The following is a 14,676-nucleotide window of genomic DNA, read 5'->3' as shown; positions in this document are numbered from 1 at the left end:
TCAGCCGCGCGTTTGTTCCCGTCATCCGTCGGAAAATCCGATGACCTTCCGCCCTATTGTCGTGGGCGCGTTTCCGGAAGTCTGTTTGTGTCCGCGCGGAATTCGGCAAACGGCTGTCCGTACGCAATTCCATGCGACACGCGGCCCGCGTCGAGTGGCGTACGCCACACCGTGCGGCCCGCCGGGGTGAGAGCTGCACCACGCGCTCGGGCCTTGAACTCGCGTACGCTGACGGCTCACTCGCCCGTCGATGCCGGGCCGCCCCGGGGCCGCTCCCCGGCAGGTGCCCGCCGAGCGCGAGGGCTTCACTGGGAGGTACGTACATGTCGCGGACGATCACGGCCGGAGCCCGGTCGGGTGTCACCCGCCGCGGTGCCGACCGCGGCGTCAACCGCTGGGTCGTCCTCGTCGTCCTCTGCGTCAGTCTGCTGCTCGTCGCGCTCGACGCGACCGTGCTGCACGTCGCCGTCCCCTCCCTCACCGAGGACCTGCGCCCGAGCTCCACCGCGCTGCTGTGGATCGTCGACGCCTACCCGCTGATCTGCGCCTCGCTGCTGATCCTCTTCGGCACGCTGGGCGACCGGGTCGGCCGCAGACGGGTGCTGCTGCTCGGTTACGCGCTGTTCGGCATCGCCTCGGCGGTCGCCGCGCTCGCCACCGTCCCCGAGGTCCTGATCGGCGCCCGGGCCCTGCTCGGGGTCGGCGGCGCGATGATCATGCCCGCGACGCTCTCCATCCTCCGCGCCGTCTTCCCCGACCGGCGCGAGCGCGCCACCGCCATCGGCATCTGGACGGCCGTCGCCGCCGTCGGCGCCGCCACCGGGCCGGTGCTCGGCGGCTTCCTGGTCGAGCACTACTGGTGGGGCTCGGTCTTCCTGATCAACATCCCCCTGATGGCGCTGATCCTGCCGGTCGGCCGCTGGCTGCTGCCCGAGTCGAAGGGCCGCGGCGACGGGCCCTGGGACGTGCTCGGCGCGCTCATGGCCGCCGCCGGAGTGCTCGGCGCCGTCCTCGGCGTCAAGCGGCTCGGCGCCGGCGACCCCGTGCTCGCCCTGCCCACCGCGGCCCCGCTGCTGATCGGCGCCGCGCTGCTGGTCCTCTTCGTGCGGCGGCAGCGACGGCGCGCCCACCCGCTGATCGACATGAAGCTGTTCTCCCGGGCGGCCTTCACCACCTCGGTCGGCTGCATCGTGCTCGCCATGCTGGCCCTGGTCGGCCTGGAGCTGATCGCCGTCCAGTACCTCCAGCTGGTGCTCGGCCTCAGCCCCCTGGAGACCGGCCTGCGGCTGCTCCCGCTGACCTTCGCCGCGATGGCCGCGGGCGCCACCGGCTCGTACACCCTGCGCAGGCTCGGGCCGCGCCGCATGGTCGGCTGGGGCTTCGTGCTCACCGCCGCGGCGGTGCTGCTGCTCGTCCTCATGGGGCAGCACGACCGGCCGCTGCTGCTCACCGCCGGCTTCGTGCTGCTGGGCTTCGGGCTGCAGACCACGCTCTTCTCGGCGTACGAGTCGATGCTCAGCGAGGCGCCGCCGGAGAGCGCCGGCGGGGCCGCGGCCATCGGCGAGACCTCGTACCAGCTCGGCGCCGGCATGGGCATCGCCCTGCTCGGCAGCGTGATGAACGCGGCGTACGCACCCGGCCTGAGCGGGGTGCCCGGGGTGCCGGCCGAGGCGGCCAGGGCCGCCGCGAACTCGCTGGGCGAGGCCTACCAGGTCGCCGGCCGGCTCGGCGGCACGGCGGGCGACGCGCTGCACCAGGCCGCCCGGCACGCCTTCGTGAACGGCCTGCACGTGACCCTGTTCGTGAGCGCCGGGCTGCTGCTGCTCGGCGCGCTGATGGCGCTGCGGCTGCCTCGGGTCATGGAGTGCCCGGCGGAGCCGGATCCCGAGACGGAACGGACGGTCCCGGCTCCGCACTCCCCGCTGCCGCAGGAGCGGCCGGCCGGCACCCTGCGGGTGCCCGCCACGCGCGAACCGGCCGAGCCGGCCGCCCCGCTCAGCTCTGGTTGAAGAAACCGTCCTGCGAACGCCCGGCGGACTCCCCGCTGACGATCTGCGTGTCGGCCGGGGTCAGCAGGAAGACCCGGGTGGCCACCCGCTCGATCGAGCCGCGCAGACCGAAGGCGAGACCGGCCGCGAAGTCGACCACGCGCTTGGCGTCGTTCGGCTCCATGGCGGTCAGGTTCACGATCACCGGGACACCCTCCCGGAACAGCTCGCCGATGCCCCGGGCGTCCCGGAACCCGTCGGGGGAGACGGTGGCGATCCGACGGCCCTGCTCGTGCGCCGTGTCGGACGCCACCCGCACCCGCGGGTCCGTCACCCAGGCGTCGCCGTTGCTCTCGCCACCGTCGGCGTACTCGTCGTCGTAGTAACGCTCGTCGTTGTCCTCGACGAGTCCCAGCCAGGCACTGGCCTTGCGCACCGATCCCATGGACGCCTCCTTTCAGCGCGGTCACTCGTGGTTCCGCAATCCCTATCGTCGTCCATGATGCGGATCGCGCGCCAAGTGGATAGTCGGCGCGCAGGGGTTTCGTAACGGTACTGGTGCAGAACGTGAGGGTCGAAAACTGGCGATTCGTCAGAGATCTTGCGGTATGCGGGGGCTGACGGGGGGTTGGACGGAGGCGTGCAAGTTAAAATATGAAAGTCGGGCCGGAAGGGTGACGATAGGGGCGTACGGGTGAACGGGCCCCGTCGATACGATGCCCCGCACATCCGCGCGGCCCAGCGCGCACGCTCACGGGGGAGTGTCTTGTTCGGAATCGTCAGGCCCTGCACGCACCGTCTCACCGAAGGCCTCAAGGCCGAGTGGATGGCCCATCTCTGTGGCCTCTGCCTGGCACTTCGCGCCGACCACGGACAGCTCGCCCGGGTCGTCACCAACTACGACGGCCTGATCGTCTCGGTTCTGACGGAAGCTCAGACCGGCCGCACCGATGCCGGCCGCCGCACCGCGGGCCCCTGCCCGCTGCGGGCGATGCGCACCGCGCCCGTCGCCCGCGGCGAGGGCGCCCGGCTCGCCGCCGCCGTGTCGCTGGTGCTCGCCTCCGCGAAGGTGCGCGACCACGTCGCCGACCGCGACGGCCTGTTGGCCCGCAGGCCGGTGGCCGCCGCGGCCCGCCGGGTCGCCCGCTCCTGGGACCGGGCCGGCGCCCGCACCGGCCGGGCGCTCGGCTTCGACACCGCCGTCCTGGTCGACGCCGTCGACCGGCAGACCGGCATCGAGGCGCTGGCCGGCCCCGGCACCCCGCTGCTCACCGTCACCGAGCCGACCGAGACGGCGACCGCCGCCGCCTTCGCGCACACCGCGGTGCTCGCCGGCCGGCCGCAGAACACGGCGCCCCTCGCCGAGGCGGGCCGGCTCTTCGGGCGTCTCGCCCACCTCCTGGACGCCGTCGAGGACCAGGCCGCCGACGCCGCCGCGGGCTCCTGGAACCCGCTCACCGCGACCGGCACCTCGCGGGAGGAGGCCCGCCGGCTCGCGGACGACGCGCTGCACGGCATCCGCCTCGCCCTGCGGGACGCCGAGTTCGCCGACGGGCGGCTCGCCCACCGGCTCCTCGCGCACGAGCTGCGGGCCTCGGTCGACCGCGCCTTCGGCACGACGAGCTGCTCGCACGGGGCGCCCGGGCCGGGGCAGCCGTACGGGCCGGTGCCGGGCAATCCGTACGCCCGGCAGAGCCCGTACGGGACGGGCGATCCCTTCGCGAAGGGGCCGGGCGGTGGGCCGGGCGGACCCGGCGGATCCTGGGGGCCCGGGGGGCCGGGCGGGATGCCGCCGCAGTTCGGTGCCGGCGGCCCGCAGCAGCCCAAGCCGCGCGGCTTCCTCGCCGGGTGCGCCGCCTTCACCTGGCTGTTCTGCACCTGCCAGATCTGCTGCGCCAAGGAGTACGAGGGCCCCTGGTCCCGGAAGAAGCGCGAGGGCTGCTGCCGGGACTGCGACGGCAACTGCGACTGCAGCGGTTGCGACTGCTGCTGCCCCTGCGACGGCTGCTGACGGCCCGTCGGACCCACGGCCCGTCGGACCCACGGCCCGTCGGACCCACGGCCCGTCGGACCCACGGCCCGTCGGACCCACGGCCCGTCGGACCACGGCCCTCGACGCGCGCCGCCGTCACTTCGCCGGCGCGGGGATCTCCGGCGGCGAGATGCGGGAGCTCGCGATCGCCGAGTCGGTCAGGCCCCACTTCCTGAGGATCCGGTCGTACGCGCCGTCGGCCTTCAGCCGGTTCACCGCCGCCTGGAACGCGGGGGCCAGCGGGGTGCCCTTCTTGAAGGCGAAGCCCACGTCGAGCCGCCGGTACTCGTTCAGGAACTTCACGTTCTCCTGCCGCGTCACGGCGTACCGCAGCCCGTTGACCGTGCTCATCAGGACGTCGCTGCGGCCCTGCTGGAGGGACATCCACTGCGCGGCGTTGTCGCTGAAGCTCTGCACCGTGTAGGGCTTCTTGCCGGCGGCGGCGCACCGGGCCCGGTTCTTCTCCAGGGTCGTCTCGAAGGTGGTGCCGCCGCCGGTCGCCACGTTCAGGCCGCACAGCCGGGTGAGGTCGGTGACCTTGCCCAGCTTGCTGTCCGACCTGGTCGCGAAGCCCTGGCCGTCGTTGATGTACGTGACGAAGTCGATGGTCCTCCGGCGCTCCTCGGTCACCCCGAAGTTGCCGGTGCCCAGGTCGTACTTGCCGCTGTCCAGGGCCGGCAGGATCGCCTCCCAGCTGATGATCTCCTGCTTCAGCTCCAGGCCGAGCACCTTGGCGACCGCCTGCGCGATGTCCACGTCGGCGCCGACCAGCGTCCTCCCGTCGGGCAGGAAGGCCGCCCCGGGCAGGCTGCCGGTCGCCTGGGCGAGGGTGAGCGTGCCCCGCTGCCGTACGCCGGCGGGCAGCAGCCTCGCCGCCGCCTCGTCCTTGGTGACGGCCGAGACGACGTCGGCCGTCGGGATCGCGCTGCTGTTCGGCCCCGCCGCGCGGGCGGGGCCGGTGACCGGGTCGCCCGAGCCGCAGGCCGTGAGCGAGGCGAGAGCGGCCGCGGTGATCAGGGCGAGAACGGCGGTGTTGCGCTTCGTGCTCATGGCTTCGGGGTCTCCAGATGCTTCTCGAACGGCAGCAGACCGAGCGACTCGGGCTCGGCGCCGACGTCGAAGAGGGGGCGGTATCCGGTCGCCAGGTAGAGGCCCTTGGCCTCGGGCTGACGCGGACCGGTGGTCAGGTAGATCCGGGTGTAGCCGCGGTCGGTGGCCTCCCGTTCCAGGACGGTCAGGACCCGGCGGGCCAGGCCGCGTCTTCGGTGCGCGGAGTGGGTCCAGATCCGCTTCAGTTCGGCGGTGTGCTCGTCGTAACGGCGGTAGGCACCGCCCGCCACGGGCCGCCCCTGCTCCAGGAGCAGCAGAAACGCTCCCTGCGGCGGGGCGAACTCCTGCGCCGGATAGCGGCTCAGGTCCTCCGAGGAGCCGTACCGGGTCGTGTACTCGTACGCCAGCTCGTCGAGGAGCGGGCGCGCCAAGGGGTCGGTGGTCGTGGTCCGGTGCACGGACAACGCGGACGAGGTCATGGATGTCCTTCGGGACGAAGGCAGGGAGAAGCCAGGACGGAACGCGGGGCAGAGCGAGGGGAGTCGAGCTCAGGCACTCACGGGCGTACGGAGGTGAAGGCGCCGCGGGACAACAGCACGCGGGCAGGGCGAAGCAGGGGGTCGGCTCAACAGGAAGAGGACCACACACGACCGAGGTCGATGTGGGAGCGCGTGACCAGCCACTGCTGCGGATGCATGGCCCAAGTGGAACAGGCATCCGTTTCCCCGTCAACCGTGATGAGACGTACGGCTCACACTCCGGACGGACTTGACAGCACTCCGTACACGCCGACTACGTTGAAGGCGCGGCCCGTTGCTGAGGGGCTCGGTCCGCGGCTCACCGCGTGTGAAGGCGCACTCCCGTGTTCGATCCGTCTCTGGCATCCACGGAGCCTTCCTCATGTCCGCACCCGTCGTCACCCTCGGCAAGCCCGGCAAGCCCGGCAAGCCCGGCAGGACACCGGACGCCGCGGCCGATCCCGCGGCCGGACCGGTGCTCCGCATCGTCCCCGCCCGCCGCACCGGCCAGTGGACGGCCGCCGGCGCCGTCGTCGTCCTCGTCGCGCTCGGTCTCTTCTCCGTCGTCACCAACAAGGCGTTCCAGTGGGACGTGGTCGGCGACTACTTCACCTCCACCTCCGTGCTGCGCGGACTCGGCCTCACCCTGTGGCTGACCGCCGTCGTCATGGTCCTCGGCTTCGTCCTCGGCACCGTCCTCGCGGTCTTCCGGCTCTCCGCCAACCCCGTGCTGCGCGCGGTCGGCTGGGGTTACGTGTGGTTCTTCCGCTCCACGCCGATCCTGGTCCAGCTGCTGTTCTGGTTCAACATCGGCGCCCTCTACCCGACGATCCTCGGCGTCCACACGGTCAACCTGCTCGGCCCCGTCGCCGTCGCCGTCGTCGGTCTCACCCTCCACGAGGCCGCCTACGCCGCCGAGGTCGTCCGCGGCGGCATCCTCTCCGTCGACCGGGGCCAGATCGAGGCCGCCCAGTCCCTCGGCCTCGGCCGCGGCCGCCGGCTCACCCGGATCGTGCTGCCGCAGGCCATGCGCGCGATCGTGCCGCCCGCCGGGAACATGCTCATCGGCACCCTCAAGGGCACCTCGATCGTCTCCGTCATCGCCGTGCAGGACCTGCTCTACTCCGTGCAGCTCGTCTACCACCGCACCTACCAGGTCATCCCGCTGCTCCTGGTCGCCACCGTCTGGTACGTCCTCGTCACCTCCGTCCTCAGCGTCGGACAGCACTACGTCGAGCGGTACTACGCACGCGGCACGGCCGGTGCCCGATGAGCGAGACGCACACCGCCCGCCGGTCCGTGGTCGTCATCGGCGCCGGACCCCGCGGCACCGGCTTCCTGGAACGGCTCGCCGCCAACCTGCCCGAGCTGTACGGGGACGAGCCCCTCGACCTCCACCTCGTCGACCCCCACCCGCCCGGCGGCGGCCGCATCTGGCGCACCGCGCAGTCCCCGCTGCTCTGGATGAACTCCCAGGCCGAGGACGTCACCATGTTCACCGACGAGACCGTGCGGATCGACGGGCCCGTACGGCCCGGACCCACCCTCGCCGAATGGGCGGGGATCGACGGCCGCACCTTCCCCAGCCGGTCCCGGCAGGGCGCCTATCTGCGCTGGGTCTACGAACAGGCGCGTGCCGCCCTGCCGCCCTCGGTCACCGTCCATGAGCACCCCACCACCGCGCTGCGCGTCACCGGCCCGCGCGAGGGGCGGCAGCGGGTCTGGCTGGCCGGGCACGCCGTGCCGCTCACCGCCGACCTCGTGGTCCTCGCCCTCGGCCACCTCGACGCCCACCCCGACGAACGCCAGCGGGAGCTGGCCGCCTTCGCCGCCCGCCACGGCCTGGCCCACCTGCCGCCGGACTTCACCGCCGACTCCGACCTGTCCGCGCTGCGGGCCGGTGAACCCGTCCTGGTCCGCGGTTTCGGGCTCGCGTTCGTCGACCTCATGGTGCTGCTCACCGAGGGGCGGGGCGGACGGTACGAGGAAGGGGACGACGGCCGGCTCGTCTACCTGCCGTCCGGCCGCGAGCCGGTGCTCCACGTCGGATCGCGGCGGGGCGTCCCGTACCACTCCAAGATCGGGTACGAGTTCGACGGCGAAGCGCCCCCGCTGCCCCGCTTCTTCGGGCCGGCCCAGGTCGACGCGCTGCTCGCCGGCACCGGACCGGTCGACTTCCGCCGCGACGTGTGGCCGCTCGTCGACAAGGAACTCGGCTGGGCCCACTACCACCGGCTGTTCGCCGCGCACCCCGAGCGGACCGCCATGGCCTGGAGCGACTTCGAGGAGACGTACACGGCCGCCGCCCCGCGCAGCCCCGAACTCGGCGCCCTGGTCGCCGCCGCCGTCCCGGACCCCGCCGACCGGCTCGACCTCGACGCCCTCGACCACCCGCTCACCGGAGTGCGCTACGCCACCGCCGACCTGCTCCAGGAGGGCCTGCGCCGCCACATCGCCGACGACCTCGACCGCCGCCACGACCCCGCTCACAGCTCCGACCTGGCCGTCTTCGGCGCACTGCTCTCCGTCTACGGGCAGCTCCTGCGGTTCGGCGACATCGGCGACCCCGGCAACTGGTGGCACGGCTTCTTCAGCTTCCTCGCCTCCGGGCCGCCCGGGCCCCGGCTGCGGCAGCTGCTCGCCCTCGCCGACGCCGGCGTCGTCCGCTTCCTCGGTGCCGGCCTCACCGTCGAGACCGACGAGGGGCGGGGCGTCTTCCGGGCCTCCTCCACCAGCCTGCCGGGCCGGTGGACCGAGGCCCGCGCCCTGGTCGAGGCCCGGCTGCCCGACCCCACCCTGGAGCACACCGGCAGCCCGCTGCTCCGCGCGCTGTACGAGGAGGGCGCCCGGGCCACCGACGCCGGGCTGCTCGCGGTCGACCCCGACGACGGCCGGGTCCTCGGGCGCGACGGACGTGCGCATCCGCGGCGCTTCGCACTCGGCCCGCACACCACCGCCCGGGCCGGCGGCGCCTTCACCCGGCCGCGTACGGGCGGCTTCGCCTTCCGGCAGAACGACCGGACCGCGCGGACCGCGCTCGCGCTGCTGCGCGACCTGTCCTGTCCGGCGCCGCTGAGCGTCTAGGTCCCGTCCGCACGCCCCTCTCCTCCCTCCGAGGTACCGCCATGTCTCTCACCAGTGATCCGCCCGTCGACCTCGCCCGGGCGAAAGCAACCGCCGACGACTCCGCCACGTCGAAAGTCGTGCCCGTACGGCACCCCTGGCGCTGGGTCGCGATCGTCGCCACCGTCGTCGTCCTCGCCCAGTTCCTGCACGGCCTGGTCACCAACCCCGGCTGGGAGTGGGGCGTCTTCGCCGACTACGTCACCGCCGACGCGATCCTCAAGGCCGTCTGGGTCACCCTCCAGCTGACCTTCCACGGCACCGCCCTCGGCTTCGCCCTCGGCATCGTGCTCGCCTTCATGCGGCTGTCCGCGAGCCGGTTCCTCAGGGCGGTCTCCTTCGGCTACATCTGGGCCTTCCGCTCGATCCCGCTCATCGTCCAGCTGCTCTTCTGGTTCAACCTGGCGTACCTCTACAAGGAGTTGAGCCTCGGCATCCCCTTCGGCCCGAGCCTGTGGTCCTTCGACACCATGGGCCTGGTCGGGGCGATGAGCGCGGCCGTCCTCGGGCTCGCGCTGCACCAGGCGGCGTACGCGGCCGAGATCGTCCGCGGCGGCGTCCTCGCCGTGGACGGCGGACAGCTGGAGGCCGCGGCCGCCCTCGGCATCCCGCGGCTGCGTCAGCTGCGGCGGATCGTGCTGCCGCAGGCGATGCGCTCGATCCTGCCCAACGCCGCCAACGAGATCATCTCGCTCTTCAAGGGCACCTCGATCGTCTCCGTCATGGCGATCGGCGAGCTCTTCTACCAGGTCCAGGTCGTCTACGGCCGCAACGGGCGGGTCGTGCCGCTCCTGATGGTCGCCACCGCCTGGTACGTCCTGCTCACCACGGCGCTCTCCGTCGTCCAGCACTACGTCGAACGCCACTACGCGAAGGGGAGCACCCGATGAGCACCGTCACCGTCACCGCCACCGTCGAGCCCGGCACCACCGACCTCAAGGTCCGCGTCCGCGCCGTACGCAAGAGCTTCGGCCCGCTCGAGGTGCTGCGCGGCATCGACCTCGACGTCCGGGCCGGCGAGGTCACCGTGATCCTGGGCCCCTCCGGGTCGGGCAAGTCCACGCTGCTGCGGACCATCAACCACCTGGAGAAGGTCGACAGCGGCTCCGTCAGCGTCGACGGCACCCTGGTCGGCTACCGCCGCTCCGGTGACCGGCTGTACGAGCTGCGCGAGCGCGAGATCCTCAGGCAGCGCACCCGGATCGGCTTCGTCTTCCAGAACTTCCATCTCTTCCCGCACCTCACCGTCCTGGACAACATCACCGAGGCGCCGGTCTCCGCCCTCAAGCGCCCCCGCAAGGACGCGGAGGCCGCGGCCCTGCAGCTGCTCGAACGGGTGGGGCTCGCCGACAAGGCCCGCGCCTACCCCAAGCAGCTGTCCGGCGGCCAGCAGCAGCGGGTCGCCATCGCCCGCGCGCTCGCCCTCGAACCGAGCCTGCTGCTCTTCGACGAGCCGACCTCCGCCCTCGACCCGGAGCTGGTCGGCGAGGTCCTCGACGTCATCAGGGACCTGGCCGCCTCCGGCACCACCATGATCGTCGTCACCCACGAGATCGGCTTCGCCCGCGAGGTCGCCGACACCGTCGTCTTCATGGACGAGGGGCGGATCGTCGAGCAGGGCACGCCCGCGGAGGTCCTGGAGAGCCCCCGGCACGAGCGCACCCGCGCCTTCCTCTCCAAGGTCCTCTGACCCCGAACCCCCTTACCCGCCCTACCCGCCGTACCTCCGTACCTCCGTCCCGCCGTTCGTCAAGGAGTCCGCTCATGTCCGTACGCCGCCGTCCGCTCGCCGCCGGCATCGCCGCGCTCACCGCCCTCGGGCTGCTCACCGCATGCGGCGCCGGTGGCGCAGCCACCGAACAGGTCACGCCCAAGGGGCAGAAGGGCGCGGGCGCCGCGATCGACCTCGGCCCGGACCAGAAGCGCATCCACACCGCCAAGGTCGACGCGATCGCCGCCAAGGTCCCCGAGGCGGTGCGCAAGCGCGGCACGCTCTCCCTCGGCGTCTCCACCGGCAGCGCCCCGCCGCTCGGCTTCTACGCGACCGACGACAGAACCCTGATCGGCGTCGAGCTCGACCTCGCCACGCTCGTCACCGACACCCTCGGCCTGAAGCCGCAGTTCCACGCGGTCTCCTGGGAGAACCTCTTCGTCGGCCTCGACAGCGGCAAGTTCGACGGCGTCTTCTCCAACGTCACGGTGACCGAGGAGCGCAAGGACAAGTACGACTTCGCCACCTACCGCCTCGACGACCTGGCCTTCGAGGCGAAGAAGGGCTCCGGCTGGAAGGTGAAGGGGCCTGCCGACGTGGCGGGGAAGACCGTCGCGGTCGGCTCCGGCACCAACCAGGAGAAGATCCTGGTGGACTGGAGCAAGGAGAACGAGAAGGCCGGCCGCAAGCCGGTGGAGATCACGTACTTCCAGAACGTCTCCGACTACTACCTGGCCCTCCAGTCCGGCCGCATCGACGCCTACCTCGGCCCGAACCCGAGCGCCGCCTACCACGTCGCCGCCGCCGGGCAGACCGAGATCGTCGGCAAGTTCTCGGGGGCCGGGGCCGGCCTCCAGGGCAAGATCGCCGCCACCACGAAGAAGGACAGCGGCCTCGTCGAGGCCTACGCCGCCGCGCTGGACCACGTCATCGACAACGGCACCTACGCCCAGGTCCTGGAGCGCTGGGGGCTGAGCAGCGAGGCCGTGACCAGGTCGGAGATCAACCCGCCCGGCCTGCCCCGTACCGAGAACCGACCTGTGGAAAGGTGAGACACCATGAGCACGGATGCAGCACGGGACGCGCAGAGCGACGCCCGGCAGGACTGGCAGCACTGGCACGAGCAGCGCACGGCGGCGGTCTCCTCGTCGTACGGTCCGCTCTCGCTGACGGGTACCTACTGGCTCTCGGACTTCCCGGAGGGGCGAATTCCGGCCGTTCCCGGGCAGTGGCGGGCCGAGGGCGACGAGGTGGTCCTCACGGCGGGCGCCGAGGACGCGGTCACGGTCGACGACAAGCCCCTGATCGGCAGCGTCCGGCTCACCGCCGACCACGTCCCGATCCACGAGTCCCGGGTGGAGTCGGGCGGGCGGCGCCTTGTCGTGCTGCGCCGCGAAGGGGAGTGGGCGGTACGGGACTTCGACCCCGAGTCCGCGGGGCGGCGGGCCTTCAAGGGCATCGAGGCCACCCCGTACGACGAGGCGTGGGTGCGGCCGGGGGTGTTCCGGCCGTACGCCGAGGACCGCCACGTCCAGGTGGAGAACGCGGACGGCAAGGAGCGCGGGCTCGGCCTCGCCGGGGAGCTGATCTTCGACCTGCACGGCGCCGAGCGCAGCCTCCAGGTGGCGGTCGAGGACGACGGCACGCTGTGGGCGGTCTTCGCGGACACCACCAGCGGCCACGGCAGTTACCGCTTCCGCTTCCTGCGCCCCGCCGCCCCGGCGGCGGACGGCTCGGTGACGGTGGACCTCAACCGGGCGCTGCTGCCCCCGTGCGCGTTCGCGGCGCATTTCATCTGCCCGTTCCCGCCGCCGGGCAACACGCTGGACACCGCGGTGGCAGCGGGGGAGCGGCGGCTGATCGAGGCCTGATCGAGGCCTGACGGGATCGACCTGGAGACGGCGCGGACCGGTGGGTCCGCGCCGTCTCGTCGTGCGCGGATCCGTGGGCGGTCTTGTGCGTTCCGGTTCGGCTGCGCCAGTATCACCGACAGCAGGTTGATGTCAGGGACACGTCATGCGATCTCTGTCAACTGCCGTGCTAGGTACGACAGTTGAGAGTTGTACGGCCGAAAGCCGCCCTTGCGGCGGAAAGCCGTACGGCCCGAGACTCCCCCACAGCGCCGGCCCAGGGCCGCGCCTCACGGGCCCGTCAACCCCACTTCGGGCCCCCGATTCCCCTCTGGAGGAACGAGAAGTGAGGATCAAGCGCACCACCCCCACGAGAAACATCCGGATGCTCGCCGTCGTGACCGGTCTCGCCGCCGCCGCGGCGATCGCCGTCCCCACCGCGAACGCCGACTCCGCCGCCTCGGCGGGCACCTTCAGCGCCACCCAGCTCGCCGCCGCGGGCGACGCCGTACTCGCCGCGGACGTCGCCGGCACCGCCTGGCGTGTCGACCCGGCCACGAAGACGGTGGTCGTCACCGCCGACTCCACCGTCTCCCAGGCCGAGATAGCCGAGATCAAGCGCCAGGCCGGCGCCAACGCGGGCGCGCTGCGCATCGAGCGCACCGCCGGCAGGTTCAACAAGCTCATCTCCGGCGGCGACGCCATCTACGCGAGCAGCTGGCGCTGCTCGCTGGGCTTCAACGTCAAGGACAGCGCGGGCAACTACTACTTCCTCACCGCCGGCCACTGCACCGACGGCGCGGGCACCTGGTGGTCCAACTCCGGCCACACCACGGTCCTCGGCTCCACGGCCGGATCGAGCTTCCCGACCAACGACTACGGCATCGTGCGCTACACCAACAGCTCGGTGACCAAGTCCGGCTCGGTCGGCAGCGTCGACATCACCAGTGCCGCCAACGCCACCGTCGGCATGTCCGTCACCCGCCGCGGCTCCACCACCGGCACCCACAGCGGCACGGTCACCGGCCTCAACGCGACCGTGAACTACGGCGGCGGCGACATCGTCTACGGCATGATCCAGACCAACGTCTGCGCCGAGCCCGGCGACTCCGGCGGCCCGCTCTACTCCGGCAGCCGCGCCATCGGCCTCACCTCGGGCGGCAGCGGCAACTGCACCTCGGGCGGCACCACGTTCTTCCAGCCCGTGACGGAGGCGCTGAGCGCGTACGGGGTCAGCGTCTACTAGCCGACCCCGCCCGGCTCCGGGCGCGATGAGCACCGCCGAGGTCCCCCGGCCGCACACCGGCCGGGGGACCCTTGCCGGTGCACACCCCTAGTGCGCCCCCTGCCGGCCCGCCTCCTGTGCGATCGGCTCCGCCTCCTGCTTGGGCCTGAGCGAGGCCATCACCAGGGTGACGGCGCCGCCGACCACCGCCCAGGCGGCCAGGACCAGCATCGAGCCGGTCATGTCGTTGCCCTTGAAGTACGCGATCGAGCGCGCCGCCCAGGTGCCCGCGCCCGGCGGCAGGGCCGGGCCGATCGCCTTCCAGAACGGCGGCAGCATCGGCAGCGGGAAGGCGCCGCCCGCGCTGGGATTTCCGGCGACGACGATCAGCAGGATCGCCAGGCCGATGCCCACGATCCCGAAGACCGACTGCAGGGCCAGCGTGGCCGCGCCGACCGCGAAGACGACCAGGGTGCCCAGGCCCCACAGGGCGGCGACGCTGCCGGGCAGGGCGCCCAGGATCGGGCCGACGATGATCGCGCCGCCGAGGCCGCCGAGCACCGAGTAGAGCGCGAGCACCCCCAGCCGGATGATCGCCCGCTCCGGGTTGGCGGGTCGGGAGCCCGCGCTGATCGCGAGGATCGCGGCGCAGATGTAGCCGCCGACGCACCAGCCGACGACCAGGTAGAAGGCGGAAAGACCGTCGAAGTCCTGCGGGGAGGCCGGGGCCACGTCGACGGTGCGCACGGTGCGCTGGTTGGCCGCCTCCAGCTGCGTGAACGTCTTCTCCAGGGTGGAGGAGAGCACGGTGCCGCCGCCGGAGGCGACGAGCAGGGTGTCGGTGCGGCCCCTCGGGTCGACGATCAGGGCCCCGTCGATGTCCCGGTTCAGGATCTGGTCGCGGGCGTCCTCCGCGCTCGCGACCGTCCGCGGGTCGAGCGGTTCGCCGGGCAGCTGCTCCAGCCGGCCCACGAGGGCGGTGGAGACCTGCTGGGGGGCGACCACCCCGAAGGGGACGTCCGTCGGCTTCGGGTTGTGCAGGGCCCCCACGTACGAGGTGATGAACAGGAGCTGGAGGGCGAGGACGCCGAGGACCAGCAGGGCTGCTCGGGGGCTGACGGCGCTCTTCAGTTCGTCGACGAGACTCATGCCCCCACGCTCGGGGGCGGTCGGTGTCCG

General features: G+C 72.5%; 13 protein-coding genes. 9 read left to right on the top strand and 4 right to left on the bottom strand.

Annotated features, from left to right (window positions below; all coding sequences use genetic code 11):
- Window positions 1–323: 323 nt before the first annotated feature.
- Window positions 324–2,009 (top strand): MFS transporter, encoded by a 1,686-nt coding sequence (locus tag ACIGEZ_RS10700; RefSeq protein ID WP_399828577.1) that lies wholly within the window; start codon window positions 324–326, stop codon window positions 2,007–2,009.
- Here ACIGEZ_RS10700 and ACIGEZ_RS10695 read toward each other — a convergent pair.
- On the bottom strand, window positions 1,996–2,433 hold the full coding sequence (locus ACIGEZ_RS10695) for a cell division protein SepF (protein WP_399828574.1): 438 nt from the start codon (window positions 2,431–2,433) through the stop codon (window positions 1,996–1,998). The two genes, ACIGEZ_RS10700 and ACIGEZ_RS10695, sit on opposite strands and share 14 nt — an antisense overlap.
- Window positions 2,434–2,754: 321 nt before the next feature.
- Between ACIGEZ_RS10695 and ACIGEZ_RS10690 the strand changes: the two genes are divergently transcribed.
- Window positions 2,755–3,999, top strand: a complete 1,245-nt coding sequence (locus ACIGEZ_RS10690) for a DUF5685 family protein (RefSeq protein WP_399828572.1) — start codon at window positions 2,755–2,757, stop codon at window positions 3,997–3,999.
- 117 nt (window positions 4,000–4,116) lie between these two features.
- On the opposite strand, the gene ACIGEZ_RS10685 is transcribed toward ACIGEZ_RS10690, so the two are convergent.
- Complete coding sequence (locus ACIGEZ_RS10685) at window positions 4,117–5,070, bottom strand: ABC transporter substrate-binding protein (RefSeq protein WP_399828570.1); 954 nt, start codon at window positions 5,068–5,070, stop codon at window positions 4,117–4,119.
- The gene (locus tag ACIGEZ_RS10680) at window positions 5,067–5,549 is read right to left on the bottom strand and encodes a GNAT family N-acetyltransferase (RefSeq protein WP_399828568.1); all 483 of its coding nucleotides are present in this window, start codon (window positions 5,547–5,549) and stop codon (window positions 5,067–5,069) included. Before ACIGEZ_RS10680 ends, ACIGEZ_RS10685 begins: the two co-directional genes overlap by 4 nt.
- Window positions 5,550–5,970: 421 nt before the next feature.
- Between ACIGEZ_RS10680 and ACIGEZ_RS10675 the strand changes: the two genes are divergently transcribed.
- The 7 genes from ACIGEZ_RS10675 to ACIGEZ_RS10645 all read left to right on the top strand — a co-directional run bounded on the left by ACIGEZ_RS10675 (window position 5,971) and on the right by ACIGEZ_RS10645 (window position 13,518).
- Window positions 5,971–6,861 (top strand): amino acid ABC transporter permease, encoded by an 891-nt coding sequence (locus ACIGEZ_RS10675; protein WP_399828566.1) that lies wholly within the window; start codon window positions 5,971–5,973, stop codon window positions 6,859–6,861.
- Window positions 6,858–8,672 (top strand): FAD/NAD(P)-binding protein, encoded by a 1,815-nt coding sequence (locus ACIGEZ_RS10670; RefSeq protein ID WP_399828563.1) that lies wholly within the window; start codon window positions 6,858–6,860, stop codon window positions 8,670–8,672. Before ACIGEZ_RS10675 ends, ACIGEZ_RS10670 begins: the two co-directional genes overlap by 4 nt.
- Window positions 8,673–8,713: 41 nt before the next feature.
- The gene (locus ACIGEZ_RS10665) at window positions 8,714–9,601 is read left to right on the top strand and encodes an amino acid ABC transporter permease (RefSeq protein WP_399828561.1); all 888 of its coding nucleotides are present in this window, start codon (window positions 8,714–8,716) and stop codon (window positions 9,599–9,601) included.
- The gene (locus ACIGEZ_RS10660; protein ID WP_399828558.1) at window positions 9,598–10,401 is read left to right on the top strand and encodes an amino acid ABC transporter ATP-binding protein; all 804 of its coding nucleotides are present in this window, start codon (window positions 9,598–9,600) and stop codon (window positions 10,399–10,401) included. The genes ACIGEZ_RS10665 and ACIGEZ_RS10660 overlap by 4 nt, the downstream gene beginning before the upstream one ends.
- A gap of 74 nt (window positions 10,402–10,475) precedes the next feature.
- On the top strand, window positions 10,476–11,474 hold the full coding sequence (locus tag ACIGEZ_RS10655) for an ABC transporter substrate-binding protein (protein ID WP_399828556.1): 999 nt from the start codon (window positions 10,476–10,478) through the stop codon (window positions 11,472–11,474).
- Window positions 11,475–11,480: 6 nt separating this feature from the next.
- Complete coding sequence (locus ACIGEZ_RS10650) at window positions 11,481–12,293, top strand: DUF1684 domain-containing protein (protein ID WP_399828554.1); 813 nt, start codon at window positions 11,481–11,483, stop codon at window positions 12,291–12,293.
- 325 nt (window positions 12,294–12,618) lie between these two features.
- Window positions 12,619–13,518 carry a S1 family peptidase gene (locus ACIGEZ_RS10645; RefSeq protein WP_399828553.1) on the top strand — a complete coding sequence of 300 codons (900 nt, stop codon included), beginning with the start codon at window positions 12,619–12,621 and terminating at the stop codon, window positions 13,516–13,518.
- 87 nt (window positions 13,519–13,605) lie between these two features.
- Here ACIGEZ_RS10645 and ACIGEZ_RS10640 read toward each other — a convergent pair whose 3' ends face one another.
- Window positions 13,606–14,646, bottom strand: a complete 1,041-nt coding sequence (locus ACIGEZ_RS10640; protein ID WP_399828551.1) for a DUF3533 domain-containing protein — start codon at window positions 14,644–14,646, stop codon at window positions 13,606–13,608.
- Between the last annotated feature and the right edge of the window lie 30 nt (window positions 14,647–14,676).

Origin of the sequence: Streptomyces sp. NPDC085481, assembly GCF_044541845.1 — a bacterium.
Lineage (GTDB): Bacteria > Actinomycetota > Actinomycetes > Streptomycetales > Streptomycetaceae > Streptomyces.
The sequence above is the reverse complement of the archived record's forward strand: the minus strand, read 5'-3'. Positions and strand labels throughout refer to the sequence as shown.